Source organism: Ruminiclostridium papyrosolvens C7 (assembly GCF_000421965.1).
In the GTDB taxonomy this organism is placed as follows: Bacteria; Bacillota; Clostridia; order Acetivibrionales; family DSM-1351; genus Ruminiclostridium; species Ruminiclostridium papyrosolvens_A.
This window is the reverse complement of record NZ_ATAY01000020.1, coordinates 248,785-268,923: the sequence shown is the minus strand read 5'-3', so window position 1 is coordinate 268,923 and position 20,139 is coordinate 248,785. Positions and strand designations below refer to the sequence as shown.

The following is a 20,139-nucleotide window of genomic DNA, read 5'->3' as shown; positions in this document are numbered from 1 at the left end:
GCTAGAATAACCCGTTTGTCAGAAGTTTTGCAGAAATATATATAGCTCCCCACACAAATAAAGCCAAAACTATAGGCCTGTCCTTTAGCAATACCAATTCGGGACTTTCGCCGTAGCCGGCTTTATCTGTAAGGTACTGATACCTGAAAATTCCATATACTACAATGGGTATTGTAAGAATTGTGTATTTCACCTTTACTTCGTACAGGGTATGAAAAGAATAAGATATTACAGTACAGGCTGTCAGCATGGGAATTATTTCATTAATTAATCCAATGGAATATTCACCAAGATTTTTGCGATGTTTTTGACAATCCTCTTCCAGTGTAAGCAGCTCTTTTTTACGCTTATTCATTCCAAGATATAATGAAAGAAAAGCTATACTTAATAAAAACCAGAATGAGTTTTTTCCATTAACTAATATTATTCCTGAAAATGTTCTAAGAACAAAGCCAAAAGAAATAATTAATAAATCAATAAATACAAATTCTTTTAGTTTCAGAGAATAGGATAGATTCATCAAAAAATATACGCATATAACTATTCCAAAGTATTTGTTGAGGAAAAAGGATAATACTATAGTACCCGGACAAATAACATAAAAAATTGACAGTGCAAACTTTACTTTTATTTTGCCTGAAGCCAGAGGTCTGAACCTTTTTACCGGATGCAGCATATCTTTTTTTAAGTCAATTACGTCATTAATAATATACACTGCACTTGAAATCCCACAAAATAATAGGAATGCAATAATTAGATTAACTACCTGAAATAATCCAATTAAACCTGACGGAAACAATACCCCTGAAAATACAAAAATATTTTTTGACCATTGCCTTACACGTATTAATTTGATAAAGCATATAACAGTATCTGTAAAACTGTTTTTTTCTTCAATTACGTTCAAAGTGCTTTCTTGCTTCATGTTATTTCCATCTTTCTTTGTTAAATATCTGTAAATTTTCACTTTTCTTACAGATTATATCATAATGTGCAATTGCTACCACTGTATTATAATCCAGTAATTTGTAGCTTAATTTATTGACTGGATTATAATACAGTGGTATTTCGTCTATAATTCCATATCATCCAAAGATATAATTCCATATTTAAGAACCTTCATTATAGCTTGTACACAGCTTTCAACATTTAGTTTCCTGAAAATATTGGTTTTATGATACCTGACGGTTCCAAGACTTATACCTAGTTCCATGGCAGCGCATTTGTCAGTGCAGCCCCGGGCAAGTACTTTCAAAATCCTTATTTGACTATCAGTCAGCGTAACATCACATAAATTAGTGCTATTTATTTTTTTTCGTTTTTTGTATTCATTGGAAATTTTATAAGACAGGAGCCCGACTATTAGAGCTATTTCTTGATTAATACAATTTTCTCTGGAAAGTATGCTTATACACCCCCGATTTTCATTTTTTGTCATTATTGGTACAGAAAACATATACCAATTTCTAAGAAAATCACAGTAGTTGTTTTCGGGTAGCATATAAGAACTAATGTTAAGTCTAATTGCCAAATCTATAGAGTTTGTCCCACTTATTAATTCATCAAAACTAGTTCCTGTTTGTATTAGTGATTCCTGTGCATAGGATAGGAGTTTTCTTCTTCCGAAAAGTTTTAGAGCGACTTTGTTAACATCTGATAATATAAAAAAAGACATTTATCGATATTTTTACTTTCTACATTATCTAATGCTTCTTCAAAAACTGATATTAAGATTTTATTTTTGTCCGACAACTTCTTTATTTCTTTTTCTTCAAAATTGCTTTGGGGTACTTTTTGTTGTGGTAAAAGATTGTTTTCTATACACCTCCTCCATGATAATAATATTTCATCTTTTTGTTGATAGTTTTCCATTACATAGCCTCCCAAGAATAAGTTAAATTTATGTTAAGTCTAAAAATAACATCAGAAGTTTAACATTGAAACCTATATTTCCAAATTATGTAAAATTATTTTAAGTGAATTTTCTTATGGAAATTTTAGAATTTTATTCGGTTAGGATGAGGCTTATTGCCAAGAGCTTATTACATTATCTTCTTGCAAAATACTAGTTTCGGAGGTTTGAGTTAATACGGATTCTATCGGAATTTTCGGAATAGTTGAACTACCTTCTGCAATGAGACATAAATTTACTTGTACATATATTTCCAGCCAATAAATCTCAATTCAAAAATTAAACTTAACTAATTTTTATTAATTATTCTAATTCTATACAATATTTACAAATATATCAATGTGTTGATTTTTCATTATACTTAGACAAAATAAGAAAGGACACTAGCGAAACTACTTTAAAAATTAGTTGCTATGCCCTATTTTATTATGTTATTAAATTTATAAAAATAGCCGGATATGTACATTTAATTGGAGGTACACCAATAGGTACACTGATGTATTTGTCTTATTGTGGTTGTTCCTGTGACTTTTAATTTATCTTTATCATGGTAATGTGAATACATAGCCTAATATAATAAATAAAAATACAATAATATTTATTGAATACACATCATAATATGAGCTACATAAAAAGACGCATTTTTTATGCCAAAATTCTCCAAAACTCAAAAACACCCTTCAACATAAACTGTTGAAGGGTGTTTTTGAGTTTTGGAGCTGGTAAGCGGAATCGAACCGCTGACCTGCTGATTACGAATCAGCTGCACTACCGACTGTGCTATACCAGCATACATTCTTGCACTCTATATATTAGCACTAAATTCCTGCCAATTCAATTATTTTTCTAGAATTTACTTATTAGATAAAGATGGTATTATATTATAAATGATTTCATACAGAGCATTTTCATCATTACTCACAGTCACTATGTCAGCCACAGCTTTAACACACTCTCTGGCATTACCTACCACAATTCCTATATCGGCTAAACTGATCATTTCAATATCATTATCATAATCACCTACCGCGATAATTGTTTTATCACTGTACTGGTGTGAATTTTTTAATCTCTCCAAAGCCGCTCCCTTTGAAATGCCTTTCTTAATTAGCTCAAGATAAAATACCTGTGAAAAAACACTATCTACCTTATCAAGCAAATTAAATTCTTCCAGCATAGCCTGTGCTTTTTGAAGGATTTCCGGGCTATCATACAGAAGTACTTTAATCCAGTCCATTTCCATAACTTCATCAAGTGTTATTCTGCTAAACACTTGTTTTTCACTCTCAACATAGGGGTCAAGTATATGGTCAGGTGTTATTATGTACATCATTTCAGGTGTGAATATTTCAACTGCCATTTTTTTATAATTGTTCATGCAATAAATAATAAATTCCTCAACTGCACTCCTATCCAGAAATTCCGTACCCAGAAATCGCTCCTCTTGGAAATTATAAATACCCCCTCCGTTATATAGGATACAGGGGCCATTAAGGATTAAATTTTCTATGTATGGACGTATATTATCCTTTGTTCGCCCTGTGGCAACAGCAAAGCTCCCACCTTTTTTTGTAAAATAGCTTATTGCATCTAAATTCTCCTGTGATATGAAATGCTGCGAATTTATTAAAGTACCATCTAAATCACTTATTATAAGGTATTTATTATAATTAAACATATGACCTCGCAAAATAATTTGTACGCCTTTCCTAGTAATTAAACTATAAAATATAATATGGTTTTCTCTGTAAAAAATCAACTTGTATTTTAGATATGCTTAAAATACAGCTTCCCACATGAAAGATTCACGTGGGAAGCTGGTTATTAAGGGAGTTGGTTTTTGTACTGCTGGTTTGAAATTTTATCTGTTTCTTCTACATATCCCTGATTATCAACTTCATTTGTATAAAATTCTTCGTAATCTGCATATCCCGACATATCCTGAGGAGTATCCGCACTTCCGTACTTTAGAAGGTCATTAAATTGATCCAGACCCTCAAACTCGTCGTCTTCTTGCTTATTCAAGTACTTCCTGCCAAAGGGGCTATCAAAAATTTCGTCATACTGCTGATCAGGCGTATTAATCTCTTCTGCCTCTTTATCCTCCTGACATTCCATACAAAACCTTGCAGTTGGCATAATTTCCAGCCTCTCCGGATTTATATCTTTTTTACAGTTTTCACAAACACCATAGGTTCCATTATCTATTTTTTTCAAAGCAAGCTTAATATCATTAAGTTTTGTCTGTTCATGGACTTTAAGTGCCAGATTCATCTCCACTGTATATAGCTCGCTTCCCAGTTCCGCAGGATGATTATCATAATTTGACAACTCCGAAGGAGTATAATTGCTCATTTCCCCCTCGTTCAAATCCCTCATTTGTTCCAATGCTGTGTCTGTCCTTTTTGCTTCCGTTATAAGCTTATCTTTGTAATGCAACAGCTGATTCTTGTCCATATGATTCCTCCTATGTTCATCTGTCATCTAACGTTTCTACTGCTGCTTTGCACAATCTTCACTATATCACTGATAAATTGTCCGATGTATGGAAGATTTATTTTTACTATAATATTCAAAAAGTATATGGCGATTGCTCCAAGAATAGTAAAACCTATAGCTATCCCAAAGCCCCTTGCCAGACCACTTACAAAATTGGACCATAGCATTTTTCGCGGATGTTCAAGATAATAAACGTAATCCACGAATTTCATCTTCTCCATTTTAAGAGACATATTATCAACTTTTTTGGAAAGTTCACTAATTAAATGATTGTTGTTGGCCATATTTTATAAGTACTCCCTCCACATGAAAACAATTTAAAACTTTTCATTATAATTATGGTTGTTCTGTTTAGCTTTATTTATTCGTAAGAAATTTTTCTAAAACATACAAAAAAGCATATTAACCGTATTTCAAATACTAAAACGGTTAATATGCTTAATTTTAAAATTTAAAATATTAATTTGCCAAATCTGAAAGAACTTTTTTAATCATCCCGCTGTCTTCAATGGTACATTGGAAAACCTCTCCAATTCTACGTGGCAAAACAAATTTTAATTTATTATCTTTTACTTTTTTATCGTAAAATATCTGGTTATATACCCTTTCAGCATCCAGTCCCGGCAAAGAAACTGGAAGTCCAAGTTTTACAAGAATGGCTTTAACCTGATTAACTGTTTGCTCACCCAAAATCTCCATATATTGAGCCATTTTGTATGCTCCAACTATTCCGATAGACACACATTCTCCATGCAAAAGCCTGAAATTTTCAACTGTTTCAATGGCATGACCGATTGTGTGACCCAAATTAAGAATAGCCCTTAAATCGTCCTCTTTTTCGTCCTGTTCAACAACATAGCCTTTTATGGAACAATTCTTTTTAGCCAGGTATTGCAGTACATTTTCATCAAATTTAAAAATCTTATCAGCGTTGTAGTTAATATATTCACAGTATTCTTCATCCATAATCAAACCGTGTTTGATTACTTCGGCAAGACCTGCAGAAATCTCTCTCTTAGGCAGTGTCTTAATAGTATTTACATTAATGAACACTGTTTTAGGCTGATAAAATGCACCCACAATGTTCTTATGCCCATCGAAATCAACCCCGGTTTTACCCCCAACACTGCTGTCTGCCTGAGCCAATAGAGATGTGGGTATCTGTACAAAGTTGATACCTCTCATATAGGTGGCAGCGGCAAAGCCGACAATATCGCCGACTACACCGCCTCCAAGCGCCAGCGCAATACTGCTTCTGTCCAGTTTGCACTCTACCATTTTATTATATATACCATAAACTGCCTCAAGTGTCTTATTATTTTCACCGGGCTTCAGAACGTACTTGTTAACCTCTATTCCGCTGTCTTGAAGTACTTTCATACACTCATCAGAATAATAGTTATCAACATTCTCGTCGGTAACCAACAGGGCTTTGTTACCCTGTCTGAATGATAGTACAATCTTTCCAAGTTCCTGAAAGTCTGTTGCAATACAAATAGGATAACTTCTTTCCTTTAGATTTATAGTATGTCTAATCATAATATGTCTCCCAAATCTGATATGCTTTATTAACCTACTACATCAGCACATCTCTTACAAAGTGTCGGGTGTTTTTCGTCCTTGCCTACAAATTCGCTGAACATCCAGCATCTTTCACACTTATCTCCAGGTGCCTGTTCAACCGAAACTTTTATTCCGGGCATTTCCTCTCCCTTTTGAGCAGCATCCTGAGCATCAGCTAGATTTTTAATTTCAACAGCTGAAACTATGAACAGGGTAACAAGGTCGTTTTCAATACTTTTAATAAACTCAAGATTTTCTCCGTCTGCATACAAAGTTACTTTTGCATTGAGAGAATGACCTATGGTTTTATTAGCTCTTGCTATTTCCAGTGCCTTTGAAACATCTGACCTAAGCTCCAATATCTTTTCCCACTTTTCTGACAGCTCTGTATTTACATACTTTTCATTTACCTGTGGCCAGCTGTTCAACTGAACACTCTCAGTATCATCCTCTGCTCTGTGAGGCATATACTGCCAGATTTCCTCAGTAGTAAATGCAAGAACCGGAGTCAACATTCTTACCAAAGACTGAAGTATCTCATACATTACAGTCTGCGCTGCTCTTCTTTCCTTTGAATCAGGCTTTGATGTGTAAAGTCTGTCCTTTATAATATCCAAATAGAAGTTACTCATGTCAACAACACAGAAATTGTGAATTGCATGGAACATCATATGGAATTCATAACCGCTGTATGCTTCATTAACCTTCTTGATCAAGTTGGTCATCTTGTAAAGAGCCCATCTGTCAAGTTCACTCATCTCACTGTAGTCAACACTGTCTGTGTCCGGATTAAAACCATTTATATTTCCAAGGATATATCTTGCTGTATTTCTTATCTTTCTATAAACTTCAGAAAGCTGCTTCAATAAGTCTTTGGATATCTTTATATCAGTTGTGTAGTCTGATGAAGCAACCCAAAGTCTCAGTATATCTGCTCCGTACTCCTTGATAACATCAGCAGGGTCGATACCGTTTCCAAGTGATTTTGACATCTTTCTCTTTTCTTCATCAATAACATACCCGTGAGTCAGAACCTTCTTGTAAGGTGCACCGCTTCTTGTTGCAACTGATGTTAAAAGTGATGATTGGAACCATCCTCTGTGTTGGTCACTTCCTTCAAGGTACAGGTCTGCAGGCCAGGATAATCCTTCTGTATTTTCAAGAACCGCTACATGGCTGGAACCTGAATCAAACCAAACATCCATAATATCTGTTTCTTTTGAAAATTCATGATGACCGCATTCACATTTAGTTCCCTTTGGAAGAATCTCAGAAGCGTCCATTGCATACCATGCGTTTGATCCTTTTTCTCTGAAAAGATCAGCCACAGCCTTTATTGATTCATCAGTTATCAGTTCCTTACCACAGGCTTTACAGTAGAATATCGGAATCGGCACACCCCAGATACGCTGTCTGGAAATACACCAGTCTCCCCTATCTCTAACCATATTGGTTATTCTTTCCTGACCCCATTCAGGCACCCATTTAACAGTCTTTATAGCTTCAAGAGCATCATCTCTGAAACTGTCTATTGAGGCAAACCATTGTTCGGTAGCACGGAATATGATTGGGTCTTTACATCTCCAGCAATGGGGATATTGGTGAGTAATTTTTTCAGAAGCTAAAAGTCTGCCGTCCTCAGTCAATTTTTCAATTATTGCAGGATTGGATTTTTTATAGAACATACCTGCAAACGGTCCCGCCTCTTTTGTCAGAAAGCCCTTGCTGTCAACAGGAACCAATACAGGAATCTTATATTTCTGGCATACAAGAAAGTCTTCCGCACCATGTCCCGGAGCAGTATGAACACAACCAGTACCTGCTTCAAGGGTAACATGGTCTCCAAGAATAACTATTGAATCCCTGTCAAGGAACGGGTGCTTGCAAAGAATTCCTTCAAGCTCGCTGCCTTTAAATTTTGCAACAGTTTCATATTCTGTTAAAGCTGCAGCTTTCATGGTATTTTCCACAAGTTCCGAAGCCAGTACATAATATTCGTCGTTTGCCTTTACAACAGAGTACTCAAAAGACTCATTCAAGCAAATTGCAAGGTTTGCAGGCAAAGTCCATGTAGTTGTTGTCCATATTACAAAGTTAATCTTTTCTTTTGGTGCAACACCTTCAAAAATTCCCTTGTCATCCCTTACCTGGAACTTAACATATATTGAAACGGTAGTATCGTCTGCATACTCGATTTCAGCTTCAGCCAGAGCAGTTTCACACTCAGGGCACCAGTATACAGGCTTCAATCCCTTGTATATATGTCCCTTCTTAGCCATTTCGCCAAATACTTCTATCTGTTTAGCTTCAAACTCAGGTTTAAGAGTTATATAAGGATGTTCCCAGTCAGCCCTTACACCCAGTCTTTTGAAAGCTTCTCTCTGTATATTCAGATACTTCATGGCAAAGCCTTCACATGCCTCTCTGAAAACAACAGGACCAACTTCATGCCTCTTTAGCCCCAATTCCTTGATGGCTCTCTGTTCAATGGGAAGTCCGTGTGTATCCCAGCCAGGAACATATGGAGTATAGTATCCCGACATACTTTTATACTTAACAACGATATCCTTTAAAATCTTATTCAACGAGGTTCCAAGGTGAATACCTCCATTTGCGTAAGGCGGGCCATCATGAAGTATAAAGGAAGGCTTTCCTTCTGCTTTTTTCAATTGCTTATTATAAATATCCATGTCTTCCCATTTTTTTAGGAATTCTGGTTCCCTTTGAGGAAGGTTTGCCCTCATGGGGAAATCAGTTTGTGGTAGATTTAACGATTTTCCATAATCTTCTGCCATTTCTATTACCTCCGGTTAAATATAGTAAATTAATTATTCTAAAATATAATAAAGCCCCGTTCCATCAAAGGGACGAGGCTATTTCGCGGTACCACCCAAATTATTTTGTAGCATGAAAAAATAATAACATGACAATAATCACTTCGTTTTATAACGGCTCATCACCGGCACACCCTACTTCAATATATGTCCTATACATTTTATTGAATTTCAGGCTGCAACTCATGGATGATTTTCAAAAACTTGAACCTGCGGAAATCCCACCAAGCTTCCGCTCTCTGTGAAGCCAACTGCTTTCTACTCTTTCCAATCATCATATTTAGAATATTATATATTAAACTTATAATACATCAATTACCCAACCGCCGTCAAGGCTACTATTTTAATTTTTACCATTAACCGACTCTCTTATAATTAAAAATCACACAATTAAATCGTTGGAATAAAATGTAGTGTATTATAATAATTAGGAGCGTTAAATGCATTTTGACTTTGATGAACTTATTTATAATCTAAAAAGTAATAAGTATAAACGTATCGGTTCGGGTTCATGTCGGAACGTTTATGACTTAGGCAACGGTTATGTAGTTAAGGTAGCAAAAGATGTCAGAGGCATTTTGCAGAACGAAACCGAACATTCTACTTACCGGTCATGTAAGTCAGACTTGTTTGCCGAAATTGCTGCTGTTTCTGAAAATCACAGATATCTTATAATGGTAAAAGCTAAAAAAATCACTGATATCAGAATAGTTTTAAGATACTACAAAGTACAAACTATGAGTGACCTTATTAAAAGGCCATTATTTGCAGAAGATATAGAAAGTAAAAATATAGGCAGCGGTGACTTGAAGAGAGCATCAAGCTGGGGAATCGTTAATGATGTCCCCGTCTTGATTGATTATGGATTAAGCCAAAGTACCTATAATAAATATTACAGAAACAAGCTTTTCGGAAGATTCAGACGGCTTGACTATTCTTCTTGATAATTGTTTCGAAGACACTTTTCCAAAATGGCCATACCTTCACCGATTTGGTCAATTCCTGCTGATGCAAAACTAAGTCTTATATAATCATCACAGTTTTTGTGTATATTATCATAAAAAATACCCGATGGAATAAACACAAGACCATTTGTTTTGCACTTTTTATAAAAGAACTCTGCTGAAAGATAACGTGGCAGTTTTACCCAGAAGTACAACCCTCCACCCGGTTTTTCATATTTCAGTCCATATTTTCTCAGTCTTTCCAAGCCGGAAAGCATAAACTCAAACCTGCCTCTGTAAATCTCCTTCATATACTGCAAATGTTCGTCCCACTTTTCACTTCTGAAATATAAGTCAAGAGACCTTTGTATCAACCCGGATGAGGAAATATCGCTTGTATGCTTTATTTTAGTAAAATCACTTAAAAGTTTATTAGGTATAACCATGCACGCTACTCTTAGTCCCGGCATAAGAATTTTAGAAAAACTTTTTAGATAAATTACACATTCATTATCGGTATCCAAAGTTTTTAGGGGCAAAGGTTTTTCCTTTTCAAAATATAATTCCGACATAGAATCATCTTCAACAATATACAGGTTATTCTCTTTTGCCAGAAGCAGCAGCTTTTTTAGCTTTTCCTGACTGTAGCATACAGTAGTTGGATTCTGATATCTGGACATTACATATATCAGTTTGGGTTTGCATATACGAACTTTTTTATCAAGTTCTTCCATATCCATTCCATCTTTATCCATGTTTACACTGACAATCCTTGCACCTCTTGATTTAAATGCTGCAACAGCACCATCATAAGTAGGAGTTTCTGTTATAACATAATCTCCGGGGTTTAAAAGTACTTTGCCTATAATATCTATACCCTGCTGTGCTCCTGAAACAATTTGGAGAAAACTCTCATTTTCAACGGAAACGGAATACTCCCTGTTAAAATAATTTAGAATTGACTGTCTCAATGGCCTGTAGCCGTTACTCTCGTCGTACCCGAAGGCAAAGCCTTTGTCTCTTTCCAATACCTCATTTATACAAGCTTTAAAAGACTCAATAGGAAAAATTGACGGGTGTGGGGTTGCACTTGCAAAGTTAATAACAGAGGTATCCCTGAACAATCCCAAGTTACTGGAAAAATGTGTATCTTGCTTCCCTGTTTTAGTATTTGAAACAAAATATCCGCTTCCTTTTTTGGCTGTTATATAGCTGTTGCTCTCGAGCTGTTTATATGCATTAACCACTGTACTTGTATTTACTCCCAGTTGGGAAGCGAGACTCCTTATTGCAGGAAGACGCTCTCCAGGGTTCATTTCGCCTTGTGAAATCTGTTCTCTGATGCTATTAAAGAGCTGTAAGTACTTAGGCTGCTCCTCATTCGATAATTGTATCGATACAATTTTCATATATCCTCCGCACTCATATTAACTGACAAAAGCCTGAATTTATATTTAATATTTCGACAAACTTCATTTTATCTATGTATACAAATAAGAATTCAATTTATTTTTTTAATAATTGATATTGACATTTGATTTTCTTTGTGTAAAAATGTACGAAATTTAGCCGCAAACACATATAAGTGTATCGGTACAATTAGTATATTCTATTTATAAATAAAAGTAAAGGAGTATGTATTATGAATGAGAGATATGAATTAAACAAAAATCTTGCACAGATGCTCAAAGGCGGAGTAATAATGGATGTAGTAAATGCAAAGGAAGCCGAAATTGCACAAAAAGCCGGTGCCGTTGCAGTTATGGCACTTGAAAGAGTTCCTTCTGACATAAGAAAAGCCGGAGGAGTTGCAAGAATGTCCGATCCCAAAATGATAAAAGAGATACAAAGCGCTGTATCAATTCCTGTTATGGCCAAGGTTAGAATAGGACATTTTGTTGAAGCACAGGTACTTGAAGCCCTTTCAATCGACTATATTGATGAAAGCGAAGTATTAACCCCCGCCGATGAAGAATTTCACATAGATAAGCATACATTTAAGGTTCCGTTTGTATGCGGAGCAAAAAATCTCGGAGAAGCTCTCAGAAGAATTGGCGAAGGTGCATCCATGATAAGAACAAAAGGTGAAGCCGGCACCGGAAATGTTGTTGAAGCAGTCAGACATATGAGAACTGTAACAAACGAAATCAGAAAGGTTCAGAGTGCATCCAAGCAGGAACTTATGACCATAGCAAAAGAATTCGCTGCTCCATATGACCTTGTGCTCTATGTTCATGAAAACGGTAAACTTCCTGTTATTAACTTTGCAGCAGGCGGAATTGCAACTCCGGCAGATGCGGCATTAATGATGCAGCTTGGATGCGACGGTGTTTTCGTTGGTTCAGGGATATTCAAATCTTCAGATCCTGCTAAAAGAGCTCAGGCTATTGTAAAGGCAACTACTTATTATAATGATCCCAAAATCATCGCAGAAGTTTCAGAAGAGTTGGGTGCTGCCATGGATTCCATAGATGTAAGAGAACTGTCAGGCAACAGCCTGTATGCCTCCAGAGGGTGGTAAGCTTACAGAAAGGATTAAAAATGAAAAAATTGGTGTATTAGGGTTGCAGGGTGCCATCTCAGAACATTTGGAGAAACTATCCAAAATTCCAAATGTAGAGCCCTGTAGCGTAAAATATAAAGAAGACATTGATACAATAGACGGACTTATTATTCCCGGTGGTGAAAGCACTGCCATCGGAAGGCTTATTTGTGACTTTAATCTTACTGAACCATTAAGAAAAAGAATAAACTCGGGGATGCCTGTATGGGGAACCTGTGCGGGCATGATTATTCTTGCAAAAGAAATCACAAATGACCACCGGCGTCATCTGGAAGTAATGGACATAAACGTTGTAAGAAACGGGTACGGGAGGCAGCTGGATAGCTTTACTACGGAAGTTCCCCTTCCGGCTCTTTCTTCTGAAAAAATTCCCTTGGTATTTATCAGAGCACCCTATGTGGTTGATGTGGCTCCACAGGTGGAGGTTATCCTTCGTGTAAACGAAAATATAGTTGCCTGCAGACAAAACAATATGCTGGCTACATCCTTTCACCCGGAACTGACAAATGACCTTAGTTTTCACAGGTACTTTTCAGAAATGATATAAAAACATATATTAAAACGCATATTAACCAAATTTATATCAGTTAATATGCGTTTTTTGCTTTACTTCTTATTTACTGTTTTCAATACCAGAAAGCATCTCATTAATATTTTCAGTATTTGTTGAGCCTGATTTTTTGGCTTCCTCAAGTTCCTGCTTGGCTTTATCAAATTCTTTTGTATTATAGTATATGACTCCAAGCAGATAATGTCCTTCAGCCGGACTTAGTTCCACTAAAGCCTTTGAATTCTGAATCCCCTCATCAAGTTTTCCCTGACTTACTTCAGCCCTGATTAATGACCATAATACCCTAATCTTTATATTTTTGTCGGATGGGTTCAACTCAAGAATTTCCTCAGCCTCTTTTTCCGACTCCGGCCAGTTATTCTCAATATCAAACTGCTCCAGCGCAGCAAGCTTAGGTGAAAGAGCATTTATGTCATTATTAAAGCCGTAAAATAACATTCCCACTGCAATTGCAGCAACAAGTAAAAGTGAAGCTGCTTTTTTCAGTAAGGTTTTTCCATTTTTTTCTTGGTAAGAATACACTGCTCCGGTAGTCAGGAATCCTCCCACAAAACCACCTATGTGTGCATGGTTATCTATTCGCTTGTTCATAAAACCATAAGCAAGGTTTATTACAAGCATAGTAATAAGATTCGCACCATAACTGCTTTTTAAAAGAGCAGGACGTCGTAACGAAAAATACAACATGGCACCTACCAAACCAAATATTGCACCTGATGCCCCTACAGAGGAATTCAGTGAGAAAGCAAAACTTGCTGCCGAGCCAATGAAACCCGACACAAAGTAAATAGCCAGAAACCTTCCACGGCCGAATATTTTTTCCACCTGAGACCCTATAATATAAATGGAATAGCAGTTTACAGCCAAGTGAACAATATCAGCATGCAGAAACATAGGTGCAAAAAATCTCCAGTACTGCCCTTCCATAATGAGATTATTTACCTTGGCACCAAAGGGTTCCAGCTGTTGTTCATAAGCTATTTCGGTTCTCATGGACACAAGCTGCAACAAGCCATACATAACAATATTCAATGCGATAATAATATACGTCAGCCATGGTGTTTGAGCCTTGAATTGTATTTCAAAGTCCTTTTTTCTTTTTTCAATAATGCCTTCTATATCCTGGTAATCGGTTTCTCTTTCATCAAGGCCCTTTGAAAAAAATCTTTTAAAAGACTTTACCAATCCGGCATCAAAAGCTGGGACACTGAAATATTTCTCAACCTGTTTTGTAGAAATGTTTAAAGAAATACATTTCATAAAGCGTTTCTCTGAGGTAATATCCAACTGATGTTGCTTTATAATTTCAACTTTATCCATGTCAGTTGTGCTTTCAAACACAAAAACCTTGAAAATATGAGCGTTACTACCTTGAATATTATTCAGCATTGCCGCACCATTTAACATGATGTTCCGGATTTGCTCTGTTCCGTATCTGTCTGCATCAATAATTTCAACAAATACAGAAGTTCCCTGAATCTCTCTAATCATACTTGTAATACCATTAGATAAATCAGGCATCTGATTGTCAGCTGATATCAGGTGGTAATAGTCCTTTTCCACAAGATATCTCAAAAGGGAATTTAAAAAATTATTCTTCATTCGAAATAAATCCTCCAACATTTACAGCCCCGTATTTGTAAAGTATTTCATCCACACAGTCAGAAGCCTTAGTAATTACCCCCGCCCTGCCTTTGTATATTCTCAGAGCAGCCTCCAGAGACTTGGGATTGTCCGATTTTAAAATAAATGGCTGTTTCAAGTAAGTCTGAGCTTCCTTTACTACATGAGATAACAGCAGTTCGTCTACCCCGGGTACATCCACATCGATAGCTATTAATCCGTAGTCCTCTTCCATCAAATCCATAGCGGTATCTGTAATTGAAGATACATCTCCTGCCATAAGGTCTTTTTTCAGAGTTTCTTCCATATTAATATCTATCCATCCCATAGCTGTTCGTTTTATATCTTCAAAAGAAATTACTTTTGTAGACGATGTAATAAAATCAACATTCAAAGGGAAACTAACCGCATTACTTTCACTAGCTACCTTTGAAGTTTCTGCAATAAATTCAGGTCTTGTTCCGCAGCATCCTCCAACAAGCCTCGCTCCATTTTGAATAAATTCATGTGCGTATTTCGCAAATTTTTCCGGAGTTTCATCGTAGACCAATTTACCGTCTACTGTCTGAGGAATACCTGCATTTGGCTTAATGCTAAAATTTAAACCGGTCTTTCCGTAAATTTCAGCAACCCTTATCATGTATTCCGGCCCAAAGGAACAATTTGTACCAATCATATCAGCCCCCAGTGAGTGCAGAATGTAAGCGCAAACAGCGGGGTCTGAACCCATCAGCGTTCTTCCGTTCTGCTCATATGAGATTGAACAAATAACAGGCAAGTTACAATTTTCTTTAGCAGCCAAAAGGGCAATTCTCATTTCACTTACATCTGTAAATGTTTCGAAGCTTATAATATCAGCGCCTCCGGAAGCTACAGCAACAACCTGCTCCTTAAATGTATTGTAGGCCTTCTCAAAAGTCAATTCCCCGAATGGCTCCAAGAGTTTTCCCAAAGGGCCTATGGAAGCAGCTACATATCCATTATCCCCCATTACTTCCTTTGCAAGACTAACACCTGCAAAATTAATATCATAATGCTTGTCCTGCAATCCATATTCAGAGAGTTTCATAAGATTGGACTGAAAAGTATTTGACTGAATCACATTCGCCCCTGCATCACGGTATGCCGTATATATTTCCTTAACCTTATCAGGGTGAGTAACATTCCACTCTTCAGGGCAAGTTCCCACTTCAAGTCCCTTGCTTTGAAGCATAATCCCCATAGACCCGTCAAATACCATAACTTTTTTTTCTATATCATTTAAAAAAGACATATATACCTCCATATATAAAAATTGCCAGTATTTAAACTGGCAATTAATTACTTCTATATTATTATAATATTCATTAAGTCAATTGGCAACAGACACATTATGCAGTCTCTATAGCCGCTTCATCCTCAAGTCCCAGTTGGGCAATGGCATTTTCCCTCATTTTGTACTTCTGAATCTTTCCGCTTGCAGTCATTGGGAAACTGTCCAAAAAGCCAACATATTTAGGAGTTTTATGTCTTGCCATATTAGCTTTTACTGCTTCTTTAACCTGTTCTTCAGTCAGGATGTAACCCTCTTTAAGTATAATACAGGCCATTATTTCCTCTCCATATACTTTCGACGGAACACCGATTACCTGTACATCCTTAATTTCCGGCAGGGTATATAAAAACTCTTCTATTTCCTTTGGATAAATATTTTCTCCACCTCTGATAATCATATCCTTTATTCTGCCAGTAATCTTGTAATATCCGTTTTCATCCCTTGTTGCCAAATCGCCTGTATGGAGCCACCCGTCAGCATCTATTGCCTGTGCGGTAGCTTCGGGCATCTTGTAGTAGCCTTTCATTACATTATAGCCTCTGGCAACAAATTCTCCGGGAACGCCGTCCGGAAGGTCCTTATTCGTTTCGGGATCAACAATCTTACATTCAATAAACGGAAGTGCACGGCCTACTGTAGAAACCCTAAGTTCAAGGCTGTCACCTATCCTTGTCTGGGTACATACAGGAGAAGCCTCTGTCTGACCATAAGGAATGGTTATGTCCTTCATGTTCATTTTTTCTACAACTGCTTCCATAACTTTTATAGGACATGGTGAACCGGACATAATTCCTGTTCTTAATGAAGAAAAATCAAACTTATTAAAATCAGCATGTTCAAGCATTGCTATGTACATTGTAGGAACCCCATGCACTGCTGTACAGCGTTCGGTTTGAATTGCATTCATAACCTTTAGTGGTGAATAATAATCAACGGGAACCATTGTTGTTCCATGAGTCACGCAGGCCATTATTGCAAGAACCAATCCAAAGCAATGGAAAAACGGAACAGGAATACACAGTTTATCTTCGTGGGTAAAATGCATGCAATCGCCTATACACATACCATTATTTATAATATTATAATGTGTAAGCATTACTCCCTTTGGAAAACCCGTGGTTCCTGAAGTGTACTGCATATTTATAACATCGTGGCAATCAAGACTATTGCTGATGTTGTAAAGTTCTTCGTCAGAAATATCTCTGCCAAATTCAATAATATCATTCCAACTGAACATTCCCGGATGTTTCTCAGTGCTGACACTTATGACATTTTTTAGATATGGCAGTTTTTCACTATGAAAACTACCCGGTTCAGAGTTCTTTAATTCAGGACAAAGTTCATTAATAATCTGTATGTAATTGGAATCCTTGAAACCATCTATAAGAACTAATGTATTTGTATCTGATTGTTTCAACAAGTATTCAAGCTCGAATACTTTGTAGTTAGTGTTTACAGTTACAAGAACAGCTCCTATTTTTGCTGAGGCAAACAGTGTAATAAGCCATTCCGGTACGTTTGTTGCCCAAATTGCAATATGATCGCCCTTTTTAATACCCATTTTGAGAAAACTCTTTGCAACTTTATTGCAAAGCTCGTTGAATTCAGAATAAGTTTTTCTGAATGGACGGTCTGTGTATAATGCACAGTCATGATCCGGATATCTCTTTGCCATATCATCCAGCAAACTACCAACAGTAATCTCTATCAGTTTCTCCACAACCAACACCTCCAAGTTAAATTGTAACCATATTCATAAAATGTTTAAAAAAATAAAAAGCCTTCCGTCTCGTAATCATGAGACGAAAAGCTATGTTTCCGCGGTACCACTCAAGTTAATTCCTTTTCAAGAAATTCTCTTTAAATCATATAACGGTGAAAACCGTTTCAGCCTACTAATTTCAGCCAAAAATGCTCCAGGGCGAGCTTCAACCTTCAAAGCCGCTGTCTTTCACCAACCGACAGCTCTCTACGGACTTATGTACGGTTTACTATTCCCATTCACTGCATTGTTTCTATTGGAAATTATTAATATAATACTATGTCGGCAAACTAAGTGTCAATACTTTTTATACTTTTATGTTATGTTTAAACGCATAGATTGCTGCCTGAGTTCTATCATTTACATCCAGTTTTTTGAATATATTCGATATATGATTTTTAACGGTCTTTTCGCTTATATAAAGGGTCTTAGCAATTTCTTTATTAATCATTCCCTCTGCTATAAGTTTTAAAACTTCCACTTCACGATTGGTCAGATTGTTTACAATAGATTTATCCTGTTCATACAATGTTACTCTGTTAAATTCCTTTACAAGCTCGCCAGTCATGTTAGGCTGTATGTAAGTTTGGTCACGGTAAACACTTCTTATTGCCTCTATCAATACTGATGATTCTGCATCTTTTAAAACGTAACCCTCACATCCAAGCTGTAATGTCTTAAACAGATATTCTCTGTCCTGATGCAGAGTCAATACAATTATTTTATAATTTACAGGCTCATCTTTCAACATTTTAATGGCCTGAAGACCATTTATAACAGGCATATTTATATCCATCAGGATAATATCAGGCCTTATCTTTTTGGACATGGCTACAGCTTCCTCCCCATTAGAAGCTTGCGAAACCACGCAAATATCTTCCTCCAATTCAAGGATAGTTTTTAATCCTTGTCGAACCATAGCATGGTCGTCCGCAATCATTACCCTAATTTTATTCATTTCTGAGAGTCCTCCCCTTCATCCAGTAATGGTATATGAATCGTAATTTTTGTTCCTACTCCTACCTGTGATACTATATCCACCTCTCCTTCAAGCAGGGCTACCCTCTCTTTCATGCTAAAAAGGCCAAATCCGCCAGTACTTTCAGGCTCTATTATTTTAACATCTTCGGTGTTAAATCCAACACCATTGTCAGCAATAATAATATTTAATTTTTGGTTGACATGCTCCAAAAGAATTGAAACTCTTTTTGCCTGTGCGTGTTTTAGCACATTATTCAAAGATTCCTGTACAATTCTGAAAACAGCAAGAGATATGACGGGTTTAATTTCTTCATTAATTGCTCTGGATCTAAGCTGAACATCTATCCCTGTTTCTTCTCTGAATGAAATTACATAACGCTCTAGAGTCGGCAATAAACCTAAATCATCAAGAGCCATTGGCCTCAGGTTATAAATAATTTTTCTGACCTCCTGAAGACTGTCCCTCATAACTTTTTTAAGGTTCTGCAGTTCTTTTCTTGCTTCATCAATATCTTTATCCAGCAGACGTTCACAAATCTCAGCTTTAATAACGATATTTGACATTGATTGTGCAGGGCCATCGTGAATTTCTCTGGCTACTCTTTTACGTTCTTCCTCCTGAGCCTCTATAATCTTGATACCGAGAAACTGCCTCTGCTGCAAATTGTCCAACTGCTCCCCTGCATTTTGCAGATCTCCGCTAAGGTAGTCCAGCGCAATGCCCACATGTCCAATGAGGCTATCTGCCCTTTCCAGAGTTTTTATACAATCCTTAATTCTTATTTCAAGATCGTTTCTTCTTCTTATAAGAAAAGTCTCCTGTTCACGTCTTACTGCAAGTTCAACCCTTATATTGTCTGCTGTCTGGTAAGCCTTAGCAAGCTCATTCTGGCTATGTCTGTTAAATTCCTTATTAACATCATATAGTTTCTTTTTACTTAGTTTAAGGTCATGTTCCAGATTTTCGATTACACTGACAATTTCAAAGACCTGGTGTTTTAATGTTACCAATTCATCTTCAAGTCTTTTACATTCCTTTCTTGAATTCTCAGCAATTTCAATAATCTCATTTTTACCTGATTCAAGAGATTTTATTGTTTTTGTAATTATATCATTCATCTGTACAGTATTATGTTTATAGCTTCTCATGTTTTTGTCCAATCATAAATAATCCCGCAAATTGCAGGTGAATATTTTTACACTATAGTATATTTTACCTAATATCTAATTTTCCTACAATAAATATTATAAAAAATATCATAATATATAAATATTAGTAAAAAATATTGTAAATATAATAGCAAATTTTAAATTATTTTTCGAAATTAAGTGTTGACAATAATAATAACAGCTCTTATAATGTAAAAGTGTTCGGACGGCAAGTCCTTAATTTAAATAAGCGCCATTAGCTCAGTTGGTAGAGCACCTGACTCTTAATCAGGGTGTCCCGGGTTCGAATCCCTGATGGCGCACCAAAGAAAAACCGCTTACTTAAGTAAGCGGTTTTTCTTTGGTCTAAATTCTTAAAGCATAAAAATAGAGAGCCTTTTCAGCTCCCTATATCTTTTTTTA

The 20,139-nt window shown here is 36.2% G+C and carries 17 protein-coding genes, 2 tRNA genes and 2 other annotated features; of the genes, 4 read left to right on the top strand and 15 right to left on the bottom strand.

All coding sequences use genetic code 11. The features are described 5' to 3' along the window. Position 1: 1 nt before the first annotated feature. From L323_RS26265 to ileS, 9 genes are all read right to left on the bottom strand, one after another. Positions 2-925, bottom strand: coding sequence for a UbiA prenyltransferase family protein (locus tag L323_RS26265; RefSeq protein WP_020814618.1), 924 nt, complete (start codon positions 923-925; stop codon positions 2-4). 147 nt (positions 926-1,072) lie between these two features. Further along, entirely contained in the window at positions 1,073-1,675 is a 603-nt protein-coding gene (locus L323_RS26260) for a helix-turn-helix transcriptional regulator (RefSeq protein WP_020814617.1), read from the bottom strand. Next, positions 1,633-1,872 (bottom strand): hypothetical protein, encoded by a 240-nt coding sequence (locus L323_RS26255; protein WP_020814616.1) that lies wholly within the window; start codon positions 1,870-1,872, stop codon positions 1,633-1,635. The genes L323_RS26260 and L323_RS26255 overlap by 43 nt, the downstream gene beginning before the upstream one ends. Before the next feature lie 754 nt (positions 1,873-2,626). Continuing rightward, positions 2,627-2,702, bottom strand: a tRNA-Thr gene (locus L323_RS26250). Between the two features lie 63 nt (positions 2,703-2,765). Then, a complete protein-coding gene (locus L323_RS0120525) occupies positions 2,766-3,590 on the bottom strand; it encodes a Cof-type HAD-IIB family hydrolase (RefSeq protein WP_031341829.1) in 825 nt (274 codons plus the stop codon). A gap of 146 nt (positions 3,591-3,736) precedes the next feature. Further along, entirely contained in the window at positions 3,737-4,369 is a 633-nt protein-coding gene (locus tag L323_RS26245) for a TraR/DksA C4-type zinc finger protein (RefSeq protein ID WP_020814615.1), read from the bottom strand. A gap of 23 nt (positions 4,370-4,392) precedes the next feature. After that, complete coding sequence (locus L323_RS26240) at positions 4,393-4,695, bottom strand: DUF5665 domain-containing protein (protein WP_020814614.1); 303 nt, start codon at positions 4,693-4,695, stop codon at positions 4,393-4,395. Positions 4,696-4,870: 175 nt separating this feature from the next. Then, a complete protein-coding gene (gene aroB, locus L323_RS26235; RefSeq protein ID WP_020814613.1) occupies positions 4,871-5,950 on the bottom strand; it encodes a 3-dehydroquinate synthase in 1,080 nt (359 codons plus the stop codon). Positions 5,951-5,979: 29 nt separating this feature from the next. Further along, positions 5,980-8,769: an isoleucine--tRNA ligase gene (gene ileS, locus L323_RS26230; RefSeq protein ID WP_020814612.1), complete on the bottom strand. Its 2,790-nt coding sequence runs from the start codon at positions 8,767-8,769 to the stop codon at positions 5,980-5,982. Positions 8,770-8,834: 65 nt separating this feature from the next. Beyond that, positions 8,835-9,092, bottom strand: a binding site (T-box leader). 156 nt (positions 9,093-9,248) lie between these two features. Between ileS and L323_RS26225 the strand changes: the two genes are divergently transcribed. Next, complete coding sequence (locus tag L323_RS26225) at positions 9,249-9,752, top strand: hypothetical protein (RefSeq protein WP_020814611.1); 504 nt, start codon at positions 9,249-9,251, stop codon at positions 9,750-9,752. Here L323_RS26225 and L323_RS26220 read toward each other — a convergent pair. Then, positions 9,740-11,161 carry a PLP-dependent aminotransferase family protein gene (locus L323_RS26220; protein ID WP_020814610.1) on the bottom strand — a complete coding sequence of 474 codons (1,422 nt, stop codon included), beginning with the start codon at positions 11,159-11,161 and terminating at the stop codon, positions 9,740-9,742. The two genes, L323_RS26225 and L323_RS26220, sit on opposite strands and share 13 nt — an antisense overlap. Positions 11,162-11,394: 233 nt before the next feature. Between L323_RS26220 and pdxS the strand changes: the two genes are divergently transcribed. Beyond that, entirely contained in the window at positions 11,395-12,273 is an 879-nt protein-coding gene (pdxS, locus tag L323_RS26215; RefSeq protein ID WP_020814609.1) for a pyridoxal 5'-phosphate synthase lyase subunit PdxS, read from the top strand. Then, a complete protein-coding gene (gene pdxT, locus L323_RS26210; protein WP_020814608.1) occupies positions 12,254-12,862 on the top strand; it encodes a pyridoxal 5'-phosphate synthase glutaminase subunit PdxT in 609 nt (202 codons plus the stop codon). Before pdxS ends, pdxT begins: the two co-directional genes overlap by 20 nt. 66 nt (positions 12,863-12,928) lie before the next feature. On the opposite strand, the gene L323_RS26205 is transcribed toward pdxT, so the two are convergent. The 5 genes from L323_RS26205 to L323_RS26185 all read right to left on the bottom strand — a co-directional run bounded on the left by L323_RS26205 (position 12,929) and on the right by L323_RS26185 (position 19,716). Continuing rightward, the gene (locus L323_RS26205) at positions 12,929-14,488 is read right to left on the bottom strand and encodes a rhomboid family protein (protein ID WP_020814607.1); all 1,560 of its coding nucleotides are present in this window, start codon (positions 14,486-14,488) and stop codon (positions 12,929-12,931) included. Beyond that, positions 14,478-15,782 (bottom strand): homocysteine S-methyltransferase family protein, encoded by a 1,305-nt coding sequence (locus L323_RS26200; protein ID WP_020814606.1) that lies wholly within the window; start codon positions 15,780-15,782, stop codon positions 14,478-14,480. Before L323_RS26200 ends, L323_RS26205 begins: the two co-directional genes overlap by 11 nt. A 97-nt stretch (positions 15,783-15,879) precedes the next feature. After that, entirely contained in the window at positions 15,880-17,544 is a 1,665-nt protein-coding gene (locus tag L323_RS26195; RefSeq protein WP_020814605.1) for an AMP-binding protein, read from the bottom strand. A 75-nt stretch (positions 17,545-17,619) separates the two neighbouring features. After that, positions 17,620-17,838: a binding site (T-box leader), on the bottom strand. 55 nt (positions 17,839-17,893) lie between these two features. Then, complete coding sequence (locus L323_RS26190) at positions 17,894-18,544, bottom strand: response regulator (protein WP_020814604.1); 651 nt, start codon at positions 18,542-18,544, stop codon at positions 17,894-17,896. Beyond that, positions 18,541-19,716, bottom strand: coding sequence for a sensor histidine kinase (locus L323_RS26185; protein ID WP_031341824.1), 1,176 nt, complete (start codon positions 19,714-19,716; stop codon positions 18,541-18,543). Before L323_RS26185 ends, L323_RS26190 begins: the two co-directional genes overlap by 4 nt. A 250-nt stretch (positions 19,717-19,966) precedes the next feature. Between L323_RS26185 and L323_RS26180 the strand changes: the two genes are divergently transcribed. Continuing rightward, positions 19,967-20,042, top strand: a tRNA-Lys gene (locus L323_RS26180). The last annotated feature ends 97 nt before the right edge of the window (positions 20,043-20,139 follow it).

Coding starts and splice junctions, on each gene's coding strand:
- L323_RS26265 (WP_020814618.1), bottom strand. CDS start 925: ATGAAGCAAGAAAGCACTTTGAACGTAATTGAAGAAAAAAACAGTTTT.
- L323_RS26260 (WP_020814617.1), bottom strand. CDS start 1,675: ATGTCTTTTTTTATATTATCAGATGTTAACAAAGTCGCTCTAAAACTT.
- L323_RS26255 (WP_020814616.1), bottom strand. CDS start 1,872: ATGGAAAACTATCAACAAAAAGATGAAATATTATTATCATGGAGGAGG.
- L323_RS0120525 (WP_031341829.1), bottom strand. CDS start 3,590: ATGTTTAATTATAATAAATACCTTATAATAAGTGATTTAGATGGTACT.
- L323_RS26245 (WP_020814615.1), bottom strand. CDS start 4,369: ATGGACAAGAATCAGCTGTTGCATTACAAAGATAAGCTTATAACGGAA.
- L323_RS26240 (WP_020814614.1), bottom strand. CDS start 4,695: ATGGCCAACAACAATCATTTAATTAGTGAACTTTCCAAAAAAGTTGAT.
- aroB (WP_020814613.1), bottom strand. CDS start 5,950: ATGATTAGACATACTATAAATCTAAAGGAAAGAAGTTATCCTATTTGT.
- ileS (WP_020814612.1), bottom strand. CDS start 8,769: ATGGCAGAAGATTATGGAAAATCGTTAAATCTACCACAAACTGATTTC.
- L323_RS26225 (WP_020814611.1), top strand. CDS start 9,249: ATGCATTTTGACTTTGATGAACTTATTTATAATCTAAAAAGTAATAAG.
- L323_RS26220 (WP_020814610.1), bottom strand. CDS start 11,161: ATGAAAATTGTATCGATACAATTATCGAATGAGGAGCAGCCTAAGTAC.
- pdxS (WP_020814609.1), top strand. CDS start 11,395: ATGAATGAGAGATATGAATTAAACAAAAATCTTGCACAGATGCTCAAA.
- pdxT (WP_020814608.1), top strand. CDS start 12,254: ATGCCTCCAGAGGGTGGTAAGCTTACAGAAAGGATTAAAAATGAAAAA.
- L323_RS26205 (WP_020814607.1), bottom strand. CDS start 14,488: ATGAAGAATAATTTTTTAAATTCCCTTTTGAGATATCTTGTGGAAAAG.
- L323_RS26200 (WP_020814606.1), bottom strand. CDS start 15,782: ATGTCTTTTTTAAATGATATAGAAAAAAAAGTTATGGTATTTGACGGG.
- L323_RS26190 (WP_020814604.1), bottom strand. CDS start 18,544: ATGAATAAAATTAGGGTAATGATTGCGGACGACCATGCTATGGTTCGA.
- L323_RS26185 (WP_031341824.1), bottom strand. CDS start 19,716: ATGAGAAGCTATAAACATAATACTGTACAGATGAATGATATAATTACA.